Source organism: Salinisphaera sp. (assembly GCF_002729955.1).
Lineage (GTDB): Bacteria > Pseudomonadota > Gammaproteobacteria > Nevskiales > Salinisphaeraceae > Salinisphaera.
Window position 1 is genome coordinate 85129 of record NZ_PBYA01000037.1, and the last position, 15857, is coordinate 100985.

A 15857-nucleotide genomic window follows, 5' to 3' on the forward strand; every position below is an offset into this window, starting at 1 on the left:
GCCAGCGCATTGACTAAAGTTGTATGGCGCAGCTAGCATGCATGACTTATGAACCACCCTCCAGATTGCCGTGGCTGCTAAGCAAAAGCCTTCGCTCAAGCCTACGACCGCGCGTGGCGAGGCCACCCGCCAGAAGCTTTTATCCGCCGCGGAGGAAGCCTTCGGCAACACCGGATTCTTCCGAGCCTCGATAAGCGATATTACCCGCGGCGCGGGCGTGGCCCAGGGCACCTTCTATATCTATTTCAAGAACAAGGAGGATGTGCTCGCAGAACTGGTAAGGCATATGGGACGCGAGCTGCGCCGCATGCTCAGCCATGCCATCCCCACGGGCATGGCCAGGCTCGATGCCGAACGCGAAGGAATGGCGGCGTTCATTCGTCTGGTTGCGGCTCGTCCCAATCTTTATCGAGTCGTCCAGGAATCGATGTTTGTCGACGAACAGATTTATAAGGATTACTACACGGACTTCGCCCGCGGCTATATCAGCGCCCTGGAAAAATCGGTCGAGAAATACGAGATTCGCGACGGCGACCTGGACGTCTGGGTATGGATCCTCATGGGGACCGCGCACTTTCTCGGACTGCGCTACGGGCTGTGGGAGAACGACGGGCTGAACGAGGCGGAGCTCGATTCCGTCATGGATTTCATTCGTAACGGAATCGCGGTGCGCCCCGACGACGCGAGTGAGGTTCGCTGAATAACCGGACGACCCGGGTCCGGGCCATGGCAGGCAGCCCTTCTAATCAGCAACCACCGCCACCACCCAACATATACAAGCTAGCTCTAGCACTCGCATCGCCATCGATCGCACCGGGTGACCAGGCCGGTCGGTATAACCCACGTTAAAACGGGCCTGGATCTGTCGCCGACCCGCACGCGGGCTTCAACTACGGTTCGCAGCCCTCTTCACGCCGCAGCCAAATTCGGCCGATCTGGCGCGATGAACATCTCTACGCTTTACGTCTGCATGTACCACGCACCTTTCACGAAACTATTTTTCACCGTTAATGAAAGGGTTAGCGGCGATTCTCAAAAATGTTGCACTGCATTCCTTGAATATACAGCTATCTGGACATACGATTACTCCATCGCTGAATAGCAATACGACTTTGGTTTAACAACGCGCTTTCCAGCGCGACAACGTCTTAACGAGGAACGCGCCATGAACAACGCCATTGCCAAGACCACCCTTTCCGCGACCCTGATCGCCGGCCTGATCGGCTTCTCGTCGCTTGGCTTCGCCCAGTCGGAAGCGATCGAGGCCTATAACGCCCAGAACGCTCAGCCGCAGACCAGCGGCCAGGTGGAAACGCATCCCATGGCCGACCAGTTGGCTGCCGATCTGGATGCTTTCAATCGCCAGGACACGCAGGGCCGCGTCGTCGGCCACGACCTGCCGGCCGGCAGCGAGCAGGCAGAGGTTTCGCAGACCGCGATGCAGTTGAGCGATGCGATCGAAAACTACAACGCTCAGGCCAGCCAGGGGTTGGTGCCGGAAACCAGCATGCCGGCCGATGCCACGCCGCATAGCTACCCGCAGACCGAGGCGCTGGCCGCCGATCTGACCCGCTACAACGAAACCGGCGGCAACCTGAACGCGCTGAGCTTCTAACCCGGGCCTATGCCCGCAAGGCGGGCATCTGCCAGCAAGAAAGCCGGAAGCAAGTCCATTGCTTCCGGCTTTTTTTGTGGCCGATATGGGTATAATCGAGTACGCGCTTATTTCGAATTCAACGGCACAGTACAGAAAACCGCCGTACACGAGCGTGAAGCATAATAAAGGCGGCCCTAGAACCCGCCGACCATCCAGGAGAAAGCAAATGCACAGACCGGGAAAAACACGTTACGCACTGCTCTGCGGGTTCGCTCTCGCCGGCGCGGCGGGCAGCTTTGGCGTTGCCCATGCGCAACAGGACATGAACAACGAAACGTCGCGTGCACAGGAATTGTCACAGGACATCGAAAAATTCAATAAGAACCACGCTTCGTTGAAAGAAGAGAGTGCTGCTAGTGCCGGCACGCCGACCGCCCATATCGACGCTGACGGGAATCCGACCCAGCCTATGCCGGCGGATCACGAACGAGCCGACGAACTGGCAAATGAAGTTCGCGGCTTCAATCGTAGCGGCGGCTCGCTGAACAGCGACAATGCCGCTAAAAATGCCAGCCAGACCCCGGACGGCCTGCCGGCCGAGCACCCGCGCGCCGACGAACTCGCGAACGAAGTACGAGACTTCAATCGCAGCGGCGGCTCACTCAACAGCAACAGCGCGGCCGACAGCCAGGTCAACGACGACCTGCCTGCTTCGCAGCACGAGCACGGCGGCGCAAGCCCCACGGCACAAGAGCTCGACGAAGAAGTGACCGAACACAACAACAACGAGAACTAGTCCACCCACCCGAAACGGGATCGGAGGATTCAAGGCGCCGGAAAGCGAAAGCCTTCCGGCGCTTTTTTATGCGACCCCCCGCGTTGAGAAAACCCACTCGGGCCGCGGTCGGCCCGTGCCGGGTCCCAAACAAAAACGCCGGCGCGAGGCCGGCGTCTTGCTGAAGTCAGCGCAAACTCAATCCACGTAGGTGAGTCGATCTTTCGGCTTGGGCATTTCGCCCGACACCTGTTCCGCAAGCGCGATATTTTCGCCCACGAATTCCTTGACCCGTACGCGGCCCACCTCTGGGCCCGGTTCCCAGGCAATGACCTGACCACTGGGCGAACGCACCAGCGAACCCTCGCTATGAATCGCGAGTTCGTCGCCAATTTTCAGGCCGGCGGCGCTGCCGGCGTTGATGTACATATCCTTGCCCTTGAGCGCGAAGGTATGCGTGAACCAGGGTGCTACGCCGATACGATCGGCTGCGGTATCCAGAATACGGTCGCTCCAGATATCAACATCGGAGTTGGTGCCGTCTGAAACCTGTACACGCGTGGATAGGGGCTCGTAGCGAATATCGAAATCCGGATCCATCATGCGCGATTCGAGCGTGACCGTGTCGCCGCTGCCACGCTGATCGACGACCAGCAGGCCGCGAATGCCCGGAAAAATCGCCAGTAGCCGCGGGCAATCGAGCGGGCTTTCCGAGCCGCAGGCATCGGAACCGCCCACGGCCTCATCGAGTTCGTTCGGCTTGATCAGAGTCAGACCATGACGCGCGGCATTACGCTCGAGCGCCGAGATCAATCGATAGGATGTCATCGACTCGCGCGCATCCTTTGCGATATACAGCCCGATTTTGGGCTTGAGGCCGGTCGAGTCCACCGACGTTGCCGCCGACGTCGTTGCCACGGCCGCTGCCGGTGCTTGGCCCGAGCGTACCGCCTCGGCACGCCCTTCTTCCCGGGCGCTGTCCAGCCATTTATCCCAGAACGGTCTGCCCCAATCGGTCTGCTCGTAGCCGAAAGCGGCCTCTGAATCCGCCAGCGGCGCATCGCCGTTGCCGCCCGCCGGATTGGCCGGCCCGGAGGCACAACCCGCCACTGCCGTTACGGCGGTCGCCGCCAGCACCATCGATTGAAAGCGTTTGAAACGATTCGACAACACAGCAACTCCAGATAAAAAGAAGGGGTCTTCGCCACCCGGCGAAGACCCCTGACAGCTTACGGCGCCTTAGAACTGTACGCCAAGGTTCACGCTGCCGGCGATCACACGATCATCGGCGAAACTGCCCTCATTGGGGGTGGCCCCGACGAGGCTGTTACCGCGCAGAATACCGACATCGTTCTCCTTGAGCATGCCCAGCGTCGCCCAGGTGCGTACCGCTTCGTTGAGCTGATAGCTGGCCTGCAGATCATAGACCGTGCTGGTATCGCTGGTTTCGCCCGCGACCGCTGCCGAATCCGGCACCTCGATATCGAGGAAGCCCACCGCGCCGCGCAAGGCGAACTTCTCGGTGACGTTCATGCCGATACTGGCGATGTAGAGCGACTCGTCGAAGCCTTCGCGGCCCAGGAAACGCCCCATCTGGTAGAGGCTGGTCGGGTTCGCCGTCGATTCCGGACTGGAGTTGATGAGGCTGGAGTAGGTATCGAAGCCCGTCGAGATCAGGCCGCCGTCGCGCGTGGCCACATACTGCGCCTTGAGCTCGAACATGCCCACGTCGGCGCCGACACGGAAGTAGCCGGAATATGCGTCGTCGTTGAAGTAGTCACCACCTTCCGGGGTCTGGTTCGCATTGACGTTGCCGCCTTCCAGCCAGTTACCACCGAAGGAGATATCGAGCGGCCCGAGACTGCCCTGCATGTACGGAGAATAGATGTTGGTGTTGGACAGAACGTACGCGTTACGAGGCGCGCCGGTCGGCCCGATCAGGTCGCCGTTGTAGTTGTTCAACCAGTGCACGTAGAGGAAACCGAGCGACCAGCCGGATTCGCCCAGCGGCGCCACGAAACCGGGGAAAATCTGGTTGCCGTTGTCTTCGTTGTTGAACGGCGTGTTGTCCTGACGACGATCGTAGCTTAGGAAGGCGTTGACGTTACCCAGCTTGGTCAGGAACAGCGCACGGTCGCGGCGGTCGTCGCAGACCAGGAAACAGTTGTTCCAGTTGGCTTCCTGACGACCGACGCGCAGCAGACCGAATTTGAACGGGATCTGCACGAAACCCAGGTCAAGACGCACGTTGTCGCCGTTGTTGTCCGCGTTGAAAGCGGTACCGGACGTGGTGTCGTAGTTGCGCGCGTCGCCGCTCCAGCGGTCGCCGGCCAATTCGACTCGGGTATGCACCGATACGCCGGTTTCTTCATGTTTGAAATCGGCCTTCACACGCAGGTACTGCGCAAAGCCATTGTCACTGTCGGTGTCCGTGTCGGTTGCATCGACGCCGAAAGATTCGGATTCGACATAGAAGCCCGTGGCTCGGTAGTCAACGCCAACATCTGTTTTCATAGTGGCGTTAGCCGTACCCGCAAAGCCCAGCGCGGCCAGTGCGGAAAGCCCGATCACGCGGGTCAGATGACCCCGACGGCCCGGCTGTTTCGCCTCGATTGCTTTATTGATATCGCGGATCATTTGTTTTTCTCCCCTTTCGTTACTACGGGAACGCATGGCTGGTGTTCTCGAGTACTCGCACACTGGCATGGGTATCGATCGACCGGTTCGCGCCCCGTGGCCCGCCCTGTCCTTATCGGTTGCACCCTCGTCGTCGCACGCGCCAGCGCCGTCTCGGTGGCCGGCAGGCGCGTGCCCAACTTGCTCGATATTGAATACTCCCCCTGGGTGACTCGTGAGTCATAAGTCACGAGTGTCTGTTTATAGTATTTTTTTTTACCGTGCAAGCCGTTCATGAACGAGTATTTCATTTTTATTCCAGCAAACTGAAAGGCATCTTTTCCGATCTCGCCAGAGGCACTTCAAGCCGCTGTTAAATAAGGTTAAACGGAGCAGAAATGACGCACTGCAACGGCGCACTCGACTTTAATCGAATGCTACATACAGGCGCTGATGTGCATTGCAGCATGCGCAAAAGCATGGGCGGCAAAGCGGCTGCCCAAACCCATGGAAAGTCGACCCGACCACGCCAAGATCGGCTCGCTTTTCGTAACAGCTGGCCATTTACACCAGTTCAATCCGGGCGAAGGGCGCAAGCTGTCGGATAGCGCTTGCGGCTTGCTCGGCCGCTTGGGCATGGGCAGCGTTGCGCCTAGACTCTCCGGTTTGTGCACACGCGCCGTGCCCGGCCCATGTTCTATCTCTACCATCACAACGATCTGAGCCGTCTGGCCGAGCTGTTCGGTGCGCTTCGCCGGCACCGCCCTGTGCCGCCGCTGTCTCGCGACACGGTGCTCGCACCCAACGCCGGCATCGGCCGCTGGCTGCGTATCCAGCTCGCCGAGAGCGAAGGCATTGCCGCGAACATCGACGGCCGTCTGCCCGGCGAATTCATCTGGGCGCTGTTGCATGGCGTGATCGACGACGCCGACGCGGGCGATCACTTCGAAGCCGATCGCCTACCCTGGCATCTGTATGTGGCGCTGCCGGCCATGGCCAGCGAGATACCGGCGGTGGCCGATTATCTGGGTACGCCGATCGACGAAGTGCGCCGCTACCAGCTGGCCCAGCAATTGGCCGACGTCTTCGACCAGTACCTCGTCTATCGCGCCGATATGCTCGCGCGCTGGGAAACCGGCGAGACGCCCACCGCGAACCCGGGCCGCTGGCAGTCGGAGGTCTGGCGCTGGCTTACGCGTGACCATCGGCTCGGCCGGCGTCACCGCGCACGCGTGCTGACCGATTTCATTCAGCGCCTCGGCCGGGATCGCGCCCTGCAGCAGCGCGTGATCGAGCATTGTCCGGATCCGCTCTACTGCTTCGGGCTCGTCGCACTCGCGGCCGATCACCTGCGCCTGCTCTATGCGCTGGCCGAGCATATCGACGTGTATTTCCTGCTGCCCAACCCGAGCGAAGCGTATTGGGGCGATATCACCGCCGGGCGCCTGCCGCTGGCCCTGCCCTCGACGCAGGCCGAGGGTGAAGTACCCCTGCTGCCCGGCGAGGCACTCGTGGAAGCCGGCCATCCGCTGCTATCGGCCCTGGGCCGCATGGCGCGCGATACCGTGCGCGTGCTCTATTCCGACGAGTTCGCGGGCATGATCGAACCCGAACTGGGCGATCTGATGGCCTACGACGTACCCGGAGAAGACAGCCTGCTGCACCGCATTCAGGCGGATATCGTGCGTCTGGACTGCAGTGAGGCCACGCAGGGCATCGCCGAACACGACACCTCCTTCGAAGTACATGCCTGCCATAGCCCACTGCGTGAAATACAGGTACTGCAGGATCAACTGCTCGACCGCCTCGCCGCCGACGACAAGCGCGTAGCCAACGGTGAGATCGACGCCGCGGATCGTTTAGCTCCGCGCGACATCATCGTCATGCTGCCGGATGTCGCTGCCTATGCGCCTGCCATTCAGGCCGTATTCGGCGGTGCACCGGCCGACCGCTATCTACCGTTTGGCCTTGCCGACCGCGCCCGCTCGGCGGCCCACCCCATCGTGACCTGTGTGTCGGCCCTGCTCGACCTGCCGCTGTCGCGCTGGCAGGCAAGCGACCTGCTCGACCTGCTCGCGGTGCCCGCGGTCATGCGCCGGTTCGGCCTGTCGGCGGGGGAGCTGGATACGATCACCGACTGGGTGGGCGAAGCCGGCATCCGCTGGGGCCGCGACGCTGCCCATCGCGCCGAACTGGGCGCGGGCGCTTTCGAACAGAACAGCTGGCGCTTCGGCCTAGACCGCCTGCTGCTCGGCGTGGCCCAGTCCGACGACCAGACGCTCACCGCCGGCGTAGCCCCCTGGGCCGATCTGGAAGGCGGGATCACCGCCGCACTGGGCAAACTCTGGCGCTTCGAACGCACCCTGGCGGATACCGCCGACGCACTCGCTGAAGCCGCTACGCCCGCCCAGTGGCAGACCCGGCTCAACACCCTGCTGGACGCGCTCATCCTGCCGGCGGCCGACGCGCCCGACGAGCAGCGCGCCGTGGACAGCCTGCGCAGCGTATTCGCCCGTTTCGAAATCGCGGAAAGCTGTACCCGTGCGCGTCCGCTCGCCGAAGACCGCCGCATCTACTGGCCCGCGGTACGCGACATGCTGCGCGCCACGCTGGAATCCGTTGCCGAACGCCAGCCCTTTCTGGCCGGGGGCATCACCTTCTGCGGCATGGTGCCGCTGCGCGCCGTGCCGTTTCGCATGGTCTGCGTGCTGGGCATGAACGACGACGCCTTCCCGCGTCAGGACACCGGCCGCGCGTTCAACGTGATGTTCGACGCCCCGCGCCTGGGCGATCGCAATATCCGCGACGACGACCGGCTGCTGTTCCTGCAGGCACTTACCGCCGCGCGCGACAGCTTCTATATCAGCTATCTCGGCCAGGACATGCACAGCGGCGAAAGCCTGCCGCCCTCCCCGATCGTGGGGGAAACGCTGGAATTCGTGCATCGCACCTATTTTCGCGACTACAGCGCCAAGGCCTTCAGCGCCTGCCTCGTTCACGAACAGCCGATGCAGCCGTTCTCGCCCCGCTATTTCAGCGCCGACGAGCGGGATGCGCGGGTGTTCACCTTTGCCGGCGACTGGCGCGACGCCACCCGCGCCGCGATCAGCCCGCGCGCGACGCGGACGCCGCTGCTGGATGGCAGCGAAGCACCGCCAGCCGAGGCACTGGAGGCGATCGACCTGGAAAGCCTCAAGCGCTTTTTCGACCACCCGCCACGCGCCTTCTTTCGCGAACGCATCAAGCTGGATCTGGATATCGACGATCATCGCGTTGACGATGCCGAACCGATCGCGCTCGACCCGCTCGCCGCGGCCGGCCTGCGCACGCGCCTGTTCGATAGTGCCGACGCCACCACGCTCGACGCCATCGACCTCGAACCCACCGCGCTCGAACGCGCCCGCGGCACCCTGCCGCCGGCCCCGCTGGCCGACCTCAACTATGCCGATCAGGCCGATGCCGTGAACACGCTGCTGCCGATCTGGCAGGCATGGAAGGCCGAGGCCACGCCCACGACCGTGGATATCGATCTCGCCATCGACGGCGTGCGTGTGACCGGTCGCGTGCCCCAACTCTGGCCGCAGGCACTACGCCGCCTTCGAACCGGCAAGCTCAAGACGCGTTTTCGGCTGCGCTACTGGATCGACTATCTCGCCGTCGTTGCCGCAGGCCACGACGTGGCGCTGGAAATGGCCGGCTTTGCGCCGAAGAAAAAGACGCTGGAAGTCGCCTGCTACGCCGGCCGTATCGATCAGCCAGCGGCCGAAAGAGTGCTCGCCGAGCTGATTGCCCTCTATCGCGCCGGCCAGCGTCGACCATTGGCCTATCACCCCGACCTCGACGACGAGTACGACCCCGACCAGAACAAGGCCTTCGACAACGTCAGCTATCGCTTCAAACCCGAGGCGTTTTCACCGCACCATCTCATGCGCGACCCGTATTTTCTGCGCGTACTGGGCGACGAAGACGCGCCGCTGGGCGAAAGCGCCGAAACCAGCCCTTTCATTCAGGCCGTTGAAGCAATCAGCGGGCCGATGAACGACGCGCTTCGCCCGCTGGAAACCCACTGACGAGAAACTCCGACATGCTGATCGAGTCGGCTTTCTCGCACGCGCGTCATCACGCCGAAAAATCATCCATTTTCAAGCGGGGTTGGTAAGGTACGCCCCGTTGGGTGGTGCACGACAAGCGACAGCACGCGTGAAATATCTTCGTCTTCTGGTGTTCGGGCTTATCGGCGTGGCCGGATTGTCGCTGGTCATCGCGAACCTGCTGTCGCTGATTCCCAGCGATATCTGGTGGATTCGCATTACCGACTTCCCTCGCCTGCAGAGCGCCGCCGCTCTGGCATTACTGGCGCTGGCCGCGGCCTGTTTTCTGGGACGCTACCGCTACGCGAGCATGGCGCTGATCGCGCTCATGCTCGCCACGCTGATCTACCACGCCGCGGTGCTGTTGCCCTATACGCCCCTGCAAGGCGCGCTCGCCGACAGCGCCTGTCCGAGCGATAAACGCCTGGCCGTGATGGTCGCCAACGTACGTCTGAGCAACGACCCGGACGGGCGCCTGATCGAACAGGTTCGCCGTTACCAGCCGGACGTGTTCGTCGTGCTCGAAGTCAACGACCAGTGGCTGGACGCGCTCGCCCCGCTCGAACAGTCCATGCCCCACACCGTCCACCGGACCACCGGCTCGTATTTCGGCATTGCCCTGTATTCGCGGCTGCCGTTGCATTCAACCGAGATACGCTATCTCGCCGGGCAGGACACGCCGCAGATTGTCACCGAAGTCGAACTGCGCACCGGCGAGCGCGTGGATTTTCTGGGCATTCACCCGCGTCCGCCGCATCCGTCGCAGTCCGCGCTGGGCCGTGATGCGATCCTGCTCAAGGCCGGCCTGCTTTTGCACGACAGCGACCGTCCCGGCGTGGTCGCCGGCGACCTGAACGCCACGCCCTGGGAACGGGCCGTCACCCATATGCGCGAAATCGGGCGGCTGGTTGATCCGCGCGCGGGCTACGGCTTTCTGCCGACCTACGACGCCCAATCCTGGTGGATGCGCTGGCCGCTCGACCATGTGTTCTACGAAGCCGGCTTCGATGCGCTCGAGCTCATTCGCGGCGAGGCTTTCGGCTCCGATCACTTTCCCTATGTCGCACGGCTGTGCCGGGTCGAACAGAGCGAGAGCGAAACCCGTAATCGACCGGACGAAGACACGCTGCAGAACGCTCGCGATACCATCGAACGCGCGCGCAATCAGGACACAACGGCCGCTTCCAGTTAAGGCCGCACTCGCCATGCCTGCGGCCCAAAGGCTAGCCTACGGAAACGTAGCCGCCGCCCGTGCCACCGTTGTTTCCCGCCACCATCACAACTGAATGAGCACCAGCCAGCCTTTCGATGCCGCCACCCTGCCGCTCAACGGCCTGCGCCTGATCGAGGCCAGTGCCGGCACCGGCAAGACCTTCAGCCTGGCCGGGCTCTACCTGCGCGTGATCGTCGAAGAGCGGGCCAGCGTGCGTGAGATCCTGGTGATGACGTTCACCCGCGCGGCCACCCAGGAACTGCGCGAGCGCATCCGTGCCCGCCTGGCCGATGCCGCACGGATCGCCCACGCGCCGGAACACGCCGTGGCCGGCAACGCCGAACACGATTTCACCCGGCGTGTTCTTGAAAACAGCGACGAAGAGCCTGCCGCGCTCGCCCGCCGGCTGGCCGACGCGGCCGCGCGGGTGGACGAGGCCACCATCGTTACCATTCACGGCTTTGCCCAGCGCGCGGCCAGCGAAAACGCGTTCGAGTCTGCCCTGGCCTTCGATCGCGGCGAACCGATCGACGACCCGTCCATCTATCGCGAAGCCGCGACCGACTACTGGCGCGAGCATGTCTTCGGCGCGCATGCCAGCGCCGGCGACACCCTCGCGCTCTGGCCGTCGCCGGATGCGCTCTACGTCGCGCTGGCGCCGCTGCTCGCCCGCCCGCATGTGCGCCTGGCCGGCATCGACTCCGATCGCCTGAGCACGCTTGGCCAAGAGCTGGCTCGCCTCTGGCCGGGCACGGCCGACCGGCTTTCAAAAGCACTCGTCGACGCCTTCGAATCCGACGCGCTGCTCAAAAGCGCCGCCCTCTACAAACAGCTGGCTACGCTCGACGATATCGCCGCCGAGATCGCGGCAATCGACCAGCGTATTCAGGATGCCATTGCGGCCGGCACCGTCCCCGCCCTGCCGGAATGGCTACGCGCACTGGCCCAGCCCGCGCCGCAATTCAAGAAGGCCGCCAAGCACCAGGCGTTGGCCGAACCGCTGGCCGAGCTTGCCGTGCTGCCCGTTCTGGCCGAGCTGCAGCCGCTGGCCCGACTGGTGGCCATCGAGGCCGCCGCGGAAGCCGCGCGTGCCCGGGCGGCCCAACGCAAGATCGAGCGCCGTCAGTACAGCTTCGATGACCTCATCGCCGCCCTGCACGACGCGCTCAACACCCCCGGTACCGGCGACACCCTTGCCGACGCCCTGCATGCACGCTGGCCCTATGCCTTGGTGGACGAATTCCAGGACACCGATCCGCTGCAGTACGCCAGCCTGTCGCGCATCTATCTGCAAACCCCGCGCGAACGCGGCGCCCTGCTGCTCATCGGCGACCCGAAACAGGCCATCTACGGTTTTCGCGGCGGCGATATCTATGCCTATCTGACCGCCGCCCGGGCAGCCGGCGAGGCCCGCTATACCCTGACCACCAACTTTCGCTCCACCCAGCACGTACTGGATGCGATCGAAGCGCTGTATTCGGTCCCAGCGGAGGCGCCGTTTCTCGTCGACGAGATCGACTTCCCGCACGTGGAGGCCGGGCGCAGACCCGATGACAAACGCATCGTCGACGGCAACGGCCAGCAGCTCTCCGCGCTGACCGTCTGGCAGCTGGCCGGCGGCAAGGGAACGAAAGGCGAAGACCGGCCCCTGCTCATCGACCACACCGTGGCCGGGGTCGCCCGGCTGCTCGACGGCACCACCCGCTGGCAATACGCCGACGGCGAAACCGGGCCGATCGCGCCACGCGATATCGCCGTGCTCGTGAACAGCCATCTCGAGGCCACCGCCATTCAGGCTGCGCTGGCCGCCAAGGGCATCATGGCCGTCTGCCAGCATCGCGATTCGGTATTCGCCACCGAAGAAGCCGACGACCTGCGTCTCGTGCTGCGGGCCATGGCCGCGCCCGACGATGCCATGGCGGTACGCGCCGCCCAGCCCACCGCGCTCATCGGCAAGCGCCTGGCTGATCTCATCGCCCTGGCGGACGACGACCACGCCATGCAGCAGGCCATCGAACGCTTTCATGTACTGCACGAAGCCTGGGCCAGCCGCGGCGTGCTCACCGCCCTGGAACGGCTGTTCGTGGACTGTGCACCCACACTGCTCGCGCTGACCGACGGCGAGCGGCGCATGAGCAACTATCTGCAACTCGGCGAACTGCTCGCCAACGCCGAGGCGGAATGCTTCGGCATGGCAAGCGTTGTGCGCTGGCTGGACGAACGCATCGCGGCCGCCATCGAAGGCACGGCCAGTGCGGTGGACGACGACAGCCAGCTACGGCTGGAATCCGACGCCGATCTGGTACGCATCACCACCGTGCATGCGGCCAAGGGTCTGCAATACCCCATCGTGTTCATGCCCTTTGCGCTGTGGCTCGGCACCGCCGGCGCGCCCGACAAGCCGCCGCTGATCTTTCACGACGAGGCCGGCCACGCGCTCATCGACCTCGTCGGCGACGACGATGCCCACCGCGACCAGGCCGTGCTGGAGGCCCGCTCGGAAGCGCTGCGGCTGCTTTATGTTGCCCTTACCCGCGCCGAACAGGCCCTGGTGGTGGGCTGGCGCGATGCGAACACGACCCGGGGCAGCGCGCTCGCGAACCTGCTTGCTCGCGGCGAACAGAGCGCCGACGGGGCCCTGGACCAGCTCGCTGCCGAACAGCCCATCACCCTGGAAACGATAGACGCACAAGCGCCCGCCCCGGCCGTCGAACGCCGGGCGCCTTCGGCCGCCGATACGCTTGCCGATGCCCGCAACGACCTGCCCAAGCCGCGCCTGCGCTGGTCCACCTACAGTTTCTCGCGGCTCGCCCATGCGCCGGCCGACAACCGCCCGGCCGAACTGCCCGAAGCCGGTGCACAGGACGAACTGGCCAGCACCGGCGTCGAAGCGCTCGAAGCGCAAGACGAAGGTATGCTGCCCCGACTGGACGAACGCCTGTCGGGCGTACGTTTCGGCTCCGCCGTGCACGATGTGCTCGAGGCATGGGTGGGCAACGCCGAGCGCGATGCCTGGCCCGAGCCGGAACAGGCCCTTACCGACGACCAGCACGCGTTTCTGGTCAAAACGCTGCGCCAGTACGGCCTCATCGGCGACGAAGAACGCGACCCGCGTATCGACGATACCGCCGCGCTCATCGCGCGTACCGTGCATACCCCGTTGCCCGAACTTGGGCCCTTGGCAGAGCTGAACCCACGCCAGGCGCTGGCCGAGATGGAGTTCATGCTGCGTCTGCGCGGCAACCGTCTCGGCGCGCTGGTCGACCTGCTGCGCGAGGCCGGCTATCTACCCGCCGCGATCGGCGGCGCGCCGCAGCAAACACTCTACGGGCTGATGCAGGGCTTTATCGATCTCGTGATCGAACACAACGGCGCCTATTACGTGCTCGACTACAAGACCAACCGGCTTGGCGACACCCCCGCCGCCTACAACGCCGCCGGCCTGACGCAGGCCATGGGCCGGGCCCATTACGACCTGCAATACCTCATCTACACCGTCGCCCTACACCGGCATCTACGCCAGGCGCTAGGCGACGCCTATGATCCCGCCCGGCATCTGGGCGGCGTGCAGTATCTGTTCGTACGGGCGATGGACGGCCAAACTGGCGCTGGCGTGTTCATCGATAAACCGCCGGTCGAGCTGGTAGAAGCGCTGGACGCGTTATTCGATGCCGAACAGCCGGATCAGAGTTTGACGGCATGATGTCGCAACCACCCGTAGCCCACGTAGGTCGGCTTAGGCCGCAGGCCGTAAGCCGACATTCCGCCGTCGCGCTCGGCGCTCACTGCCGAGAAAACCGCAGCTCACGAGCTACGGCGGACAGGGAGCCACGGCGAGAAACAGGCGCCCGTCGGCACTCACGAGTTCATCTGCCCTTTTGTTTCGCGCTGCTGCGCGACTCCCTTTCGTTTGCTCGTCCAAACGAAAGTAAGCAAAGGAAAAGACGCCCGGCACAGCGCCGGCTAACGCCGGTCCACTTCGATGCTCACCCCGACGGGATGCGCGCAGAACTCGGATCGCTTTCGCGATCCTCAAACATGCTGCACGCACCAGCGCAGTGCGCCGGACACCCGTCGCCGCTGCGCGCCTGCGTCGCTGCGCAACGGGAGCCAATACAAACAATTCGCTTCGAGCTCAAGCGAGCGGCAGCGAGCTGGGCTGCATTCGGGCCCCTTGGGCGCAGCGCCGCGCAGCAAAGGCCGCAAGCGGAACAAGGCGGCCGGATGTTTGAGCGCAGCGAGTTTCCGGCTGCCCCGCTTGCGGCCTTCGCTGGGCGGGAACCGATGCGAAGCATCGGCGCAAGACAGGGTGTCTTTTCTCTTGGGTACTTCTCTTTGGACAAGCAAAGAGAAGTACCTCGCACAGCAGTGCGAAACCCCAAGCCAAACCTCACTAACGCAGTCGATTCCAAACTCGCCAGTCTCGGACTACTTCCCCTTCGACGCTCACAAGTTTGTCGAACCCACTGTTTCGCACTGCAGCGCGACCCACTTTCGTTTGCTTGTCCAAACGAAAGTGGGCAAAAGAAAAGACACCCAGGTTACGCGTCGGCGCAAAGCGCCGAACCACTGCGATGCGCGAGCCGAAGGGTGTGGCCAGAACTCGGATCGCTTTGGCGATCCTCGAACAGGCTGGCCACATCGGCGCAGTGCGCCGACAACCCTTCGGCCCAGTGCTTCTTGTTCGCTCCATACGGGGCTCAATACAGGCAGCTAGCCCATAGCGTTGAGTCGCTACGGCTACACGCCGGAATCAGCACAGGTGCCTACGTTCTTGTCGGATTACGCCTTCGGCTAATCCGACCTACAAAAGACATCACCTTGAGCGAGCGACAGCGAGCTTGTCTGTATTCGGGTCCCTTGGGCGCAGCGCCGAGCAGCACGAATCGTGAGCGGAATAAGACGGCCGGATGTTTGAGCGTTAGCGAGTTTCCGGCCGTCCCGCTCGCGATTCGTGATGGGAGGGAACCGATGCGCAGCATCGGCGCAAGACAGGGTGTCCTTTGCTTTGGTTACTTTCATTTGGACAAGCAAATGAAAGTCACTCGCACAGCAGTGCGAAACCCCAAGCCAAAATTCACCCGCACCGTTGATTCGCAAACACTTAGTGTTAAAAAACCACGCCGCTCAGCGATTGCAAAACACCTAAAACCGGCCACAGCGGCGCAGTGCACCGGCAACGCTTCCACCCTGCGCTTCGCGTTCGCTCCACCCGAGAGTCAAAGCAGGCACCCAGCCCATAGCGGTGAGTCGCGACGGCTACACGCCGGAATCAGCACAGGTGCCTACGTTCTTGTCGGATTACGCCCGTGGCTAATCCGACCTACAAAAGACATGACCTTGAGCGAGCGCCCGCGACGCTTGCCTGTATTCAGTCCCTTGGGCGTAGCGCCGAGCAGTGGAGGCCGAACGCGGACAAAGCCGGCCGGATGTCTGAGCGAAGCGAGTTTCCGGCTGGCCCGCGTTCGGCCGGAGCCGCGCAGTGAACCGATGCGCAGCATCGGCGCAAGACAGGGTGTCCTTTGCTTTGGTTACTTTCATTTGGACAAGCAAATGAAAGTCACT

General features: G+C 63.4%; 8 protein-coding genes. 6 read left to right on the forward strand and 2 right to left on the reverse strand.

The window, feature by feature from the left end; genetic code table 11:
* Nucleotides 1-70: 70 nt before the first annotated feature.
* The 3 genes from CMN27_RS11355 to CMN27_RS11365 all read left to right on the forward strand — a co-directional run bounded on the left by CMN27_RS11355 (nucleotide 71) and on the right by CMN27_RS11365 (nucleotide 2393).
* Nucleotides 71-700: a TetR/AcrR family transcriptional regulator gene (locus tag CMN27_RS11355; RefSeq protein WP_293626528.1), complete on the forward strand. Its 630-nt coding sequence runs from the start codon at nucleotides 71-73 to the stop codon at nucleotides 698-700.
* Nucleotides 701-1165: 465 nt separating this feature from the next.
* Nucleotides 1166-1615, forward strand: coding sequence for a hypothetical protein (locus CMN27_RS11360; protein WP_293626530.1), 450 nt, complete (start codon nucleotides 1166-1168; stop codon nucleotides 1613-1615).
* Nucleotides 1616-1919: 304 nt separating this feature from the next.
* Nucleotides 1920-2393 carry a hypothetical protein gene (locus tag CMN27_RS11365; RefSeq protein ID WP_293626532.1) on the forward strand — a complete coding sequence of 158 codons (474 nt, stop codon included), beginning with the start codon at nucleotides 1920-1922 and terminating at the stop codon, nucleotides 2391-2393.
* A 177-nt stretch (nucleotides 2394-2570) separates the two neighbouring features.
* Here CMN27_RS11365 and CMN27_RS11370 read toward each other — a convergent pair whose 3' ends face one another.
* Nucleotides 2571-3545 carry a hypothetical protein gene (locus CMN27_RS11370; protein ID WP_293626533.1) on the reverse strand — a complete coding sequence of 325 codons (975 nt, stop codon included), beginning with the start codon at nucleotides 3543-3545 and terminating at the stop codon, nucleotides 2571-2573.
* A gap of 66 nt (nucleotides 3546-3611) precedes the next feature.
* Nucleotides 3612-5045: a hypothetical protein gene (locus CMN27_RS11375; protein WP_293626535.1), complete on the reverse strand. Its 1434-nt coding sequence runs from the start codon at nucleotides 5043-5045 to the stop codon at nucleotides 3612-3614.
* A gap of 635 nt (nucleotides 5046-5680) precedes the next feature.
* On the opposite strand from CMN27_RS11375, the gene recC reads away from it, so the two are divergent.
* The 3 genes from recC (at nucleotide 5681) to recB (ending at nucleotide 13995) form a co-directional block, all read left to right on the forward strand.
* The gene (recC, locus tag CMN27_RS11380; protein WP_293626536.1) at nucleotides 5681-9058 is read left to right on the forward strand and encodes an exodeoxyribonuclease V subunit gamma; all 3378 of its coding nucleotides are present in this window, start codon (nucleotides 5681-5683) and stop codon (nucleotides 9056-9058) included.
* Between the two features lie 130 nt (nucleotides 9059-9188).
* Nucleotides 9189-10271: an endonuclease/exonuclease/phosphatase family protein gene (locus CMN27_RS11385; protein WP_293626538.1), complete on the forward strand. Its 1083-nt coding sequence runs from the start codon at nucleotides 9189-9191 to the stop codon at nucleotides 10269-10271.
* Nucleotides 10272-10365: 94 nt separating this feature from the next.
* Nucleotides 10366-13995: an exodeoxyribonuclease V subunit beta gene (recB, locus tag CMN27_RS11390; RefSeq protein ID WP_293626539.1), complete on the forward strand. Its 3630-nt coding sequence runs from the start codon at nucleotides 10366-10368 to the stop codon at nucleotides 13993-13995.
* The last annotated feature ends 1862 nt before the right edge of the window (nucleotides 13996-15857 follow it).

Excerpts from the sequence above, each read along its gene's own strand:
- CMN27_RS11360 (WP_293626530.1), top strand. The coding sequence starts at position 1,166 with ATGAACAACGCCATTGCCAAGACCACCCTTTCCGCGACCCTGATCGCC.
- CMN27_RS11365 (WP_293626532.1), top strand. The coding sequence starts at position 1,920 with ATGAACAACGAAACGTCGCGTGCACAGGAATTGTCACAGGACATCGAA.
- CMN27_RS11375 (WP_293626535.1), bottom strand. The coding sequence starts at position 5,045 with ATGCGTTCCCGTAGTAACGAAAGGGGAGAAAAACAAATGATCCGCGAT.
- recC (WP_293626536.1), top strand. The coding sequence starts at position 5,681 with ATGTTCTATCTCTACCATCACAACGATCTGAGCCGTCTGGCCGAGCTG.
- recB (WP_293626539.1), top strand. The coding sequence starts at position 10,366 with ATGAGCACCAGCCAGCCTTTCGATGCCGCCACCCTGCCGCTCAACGGC.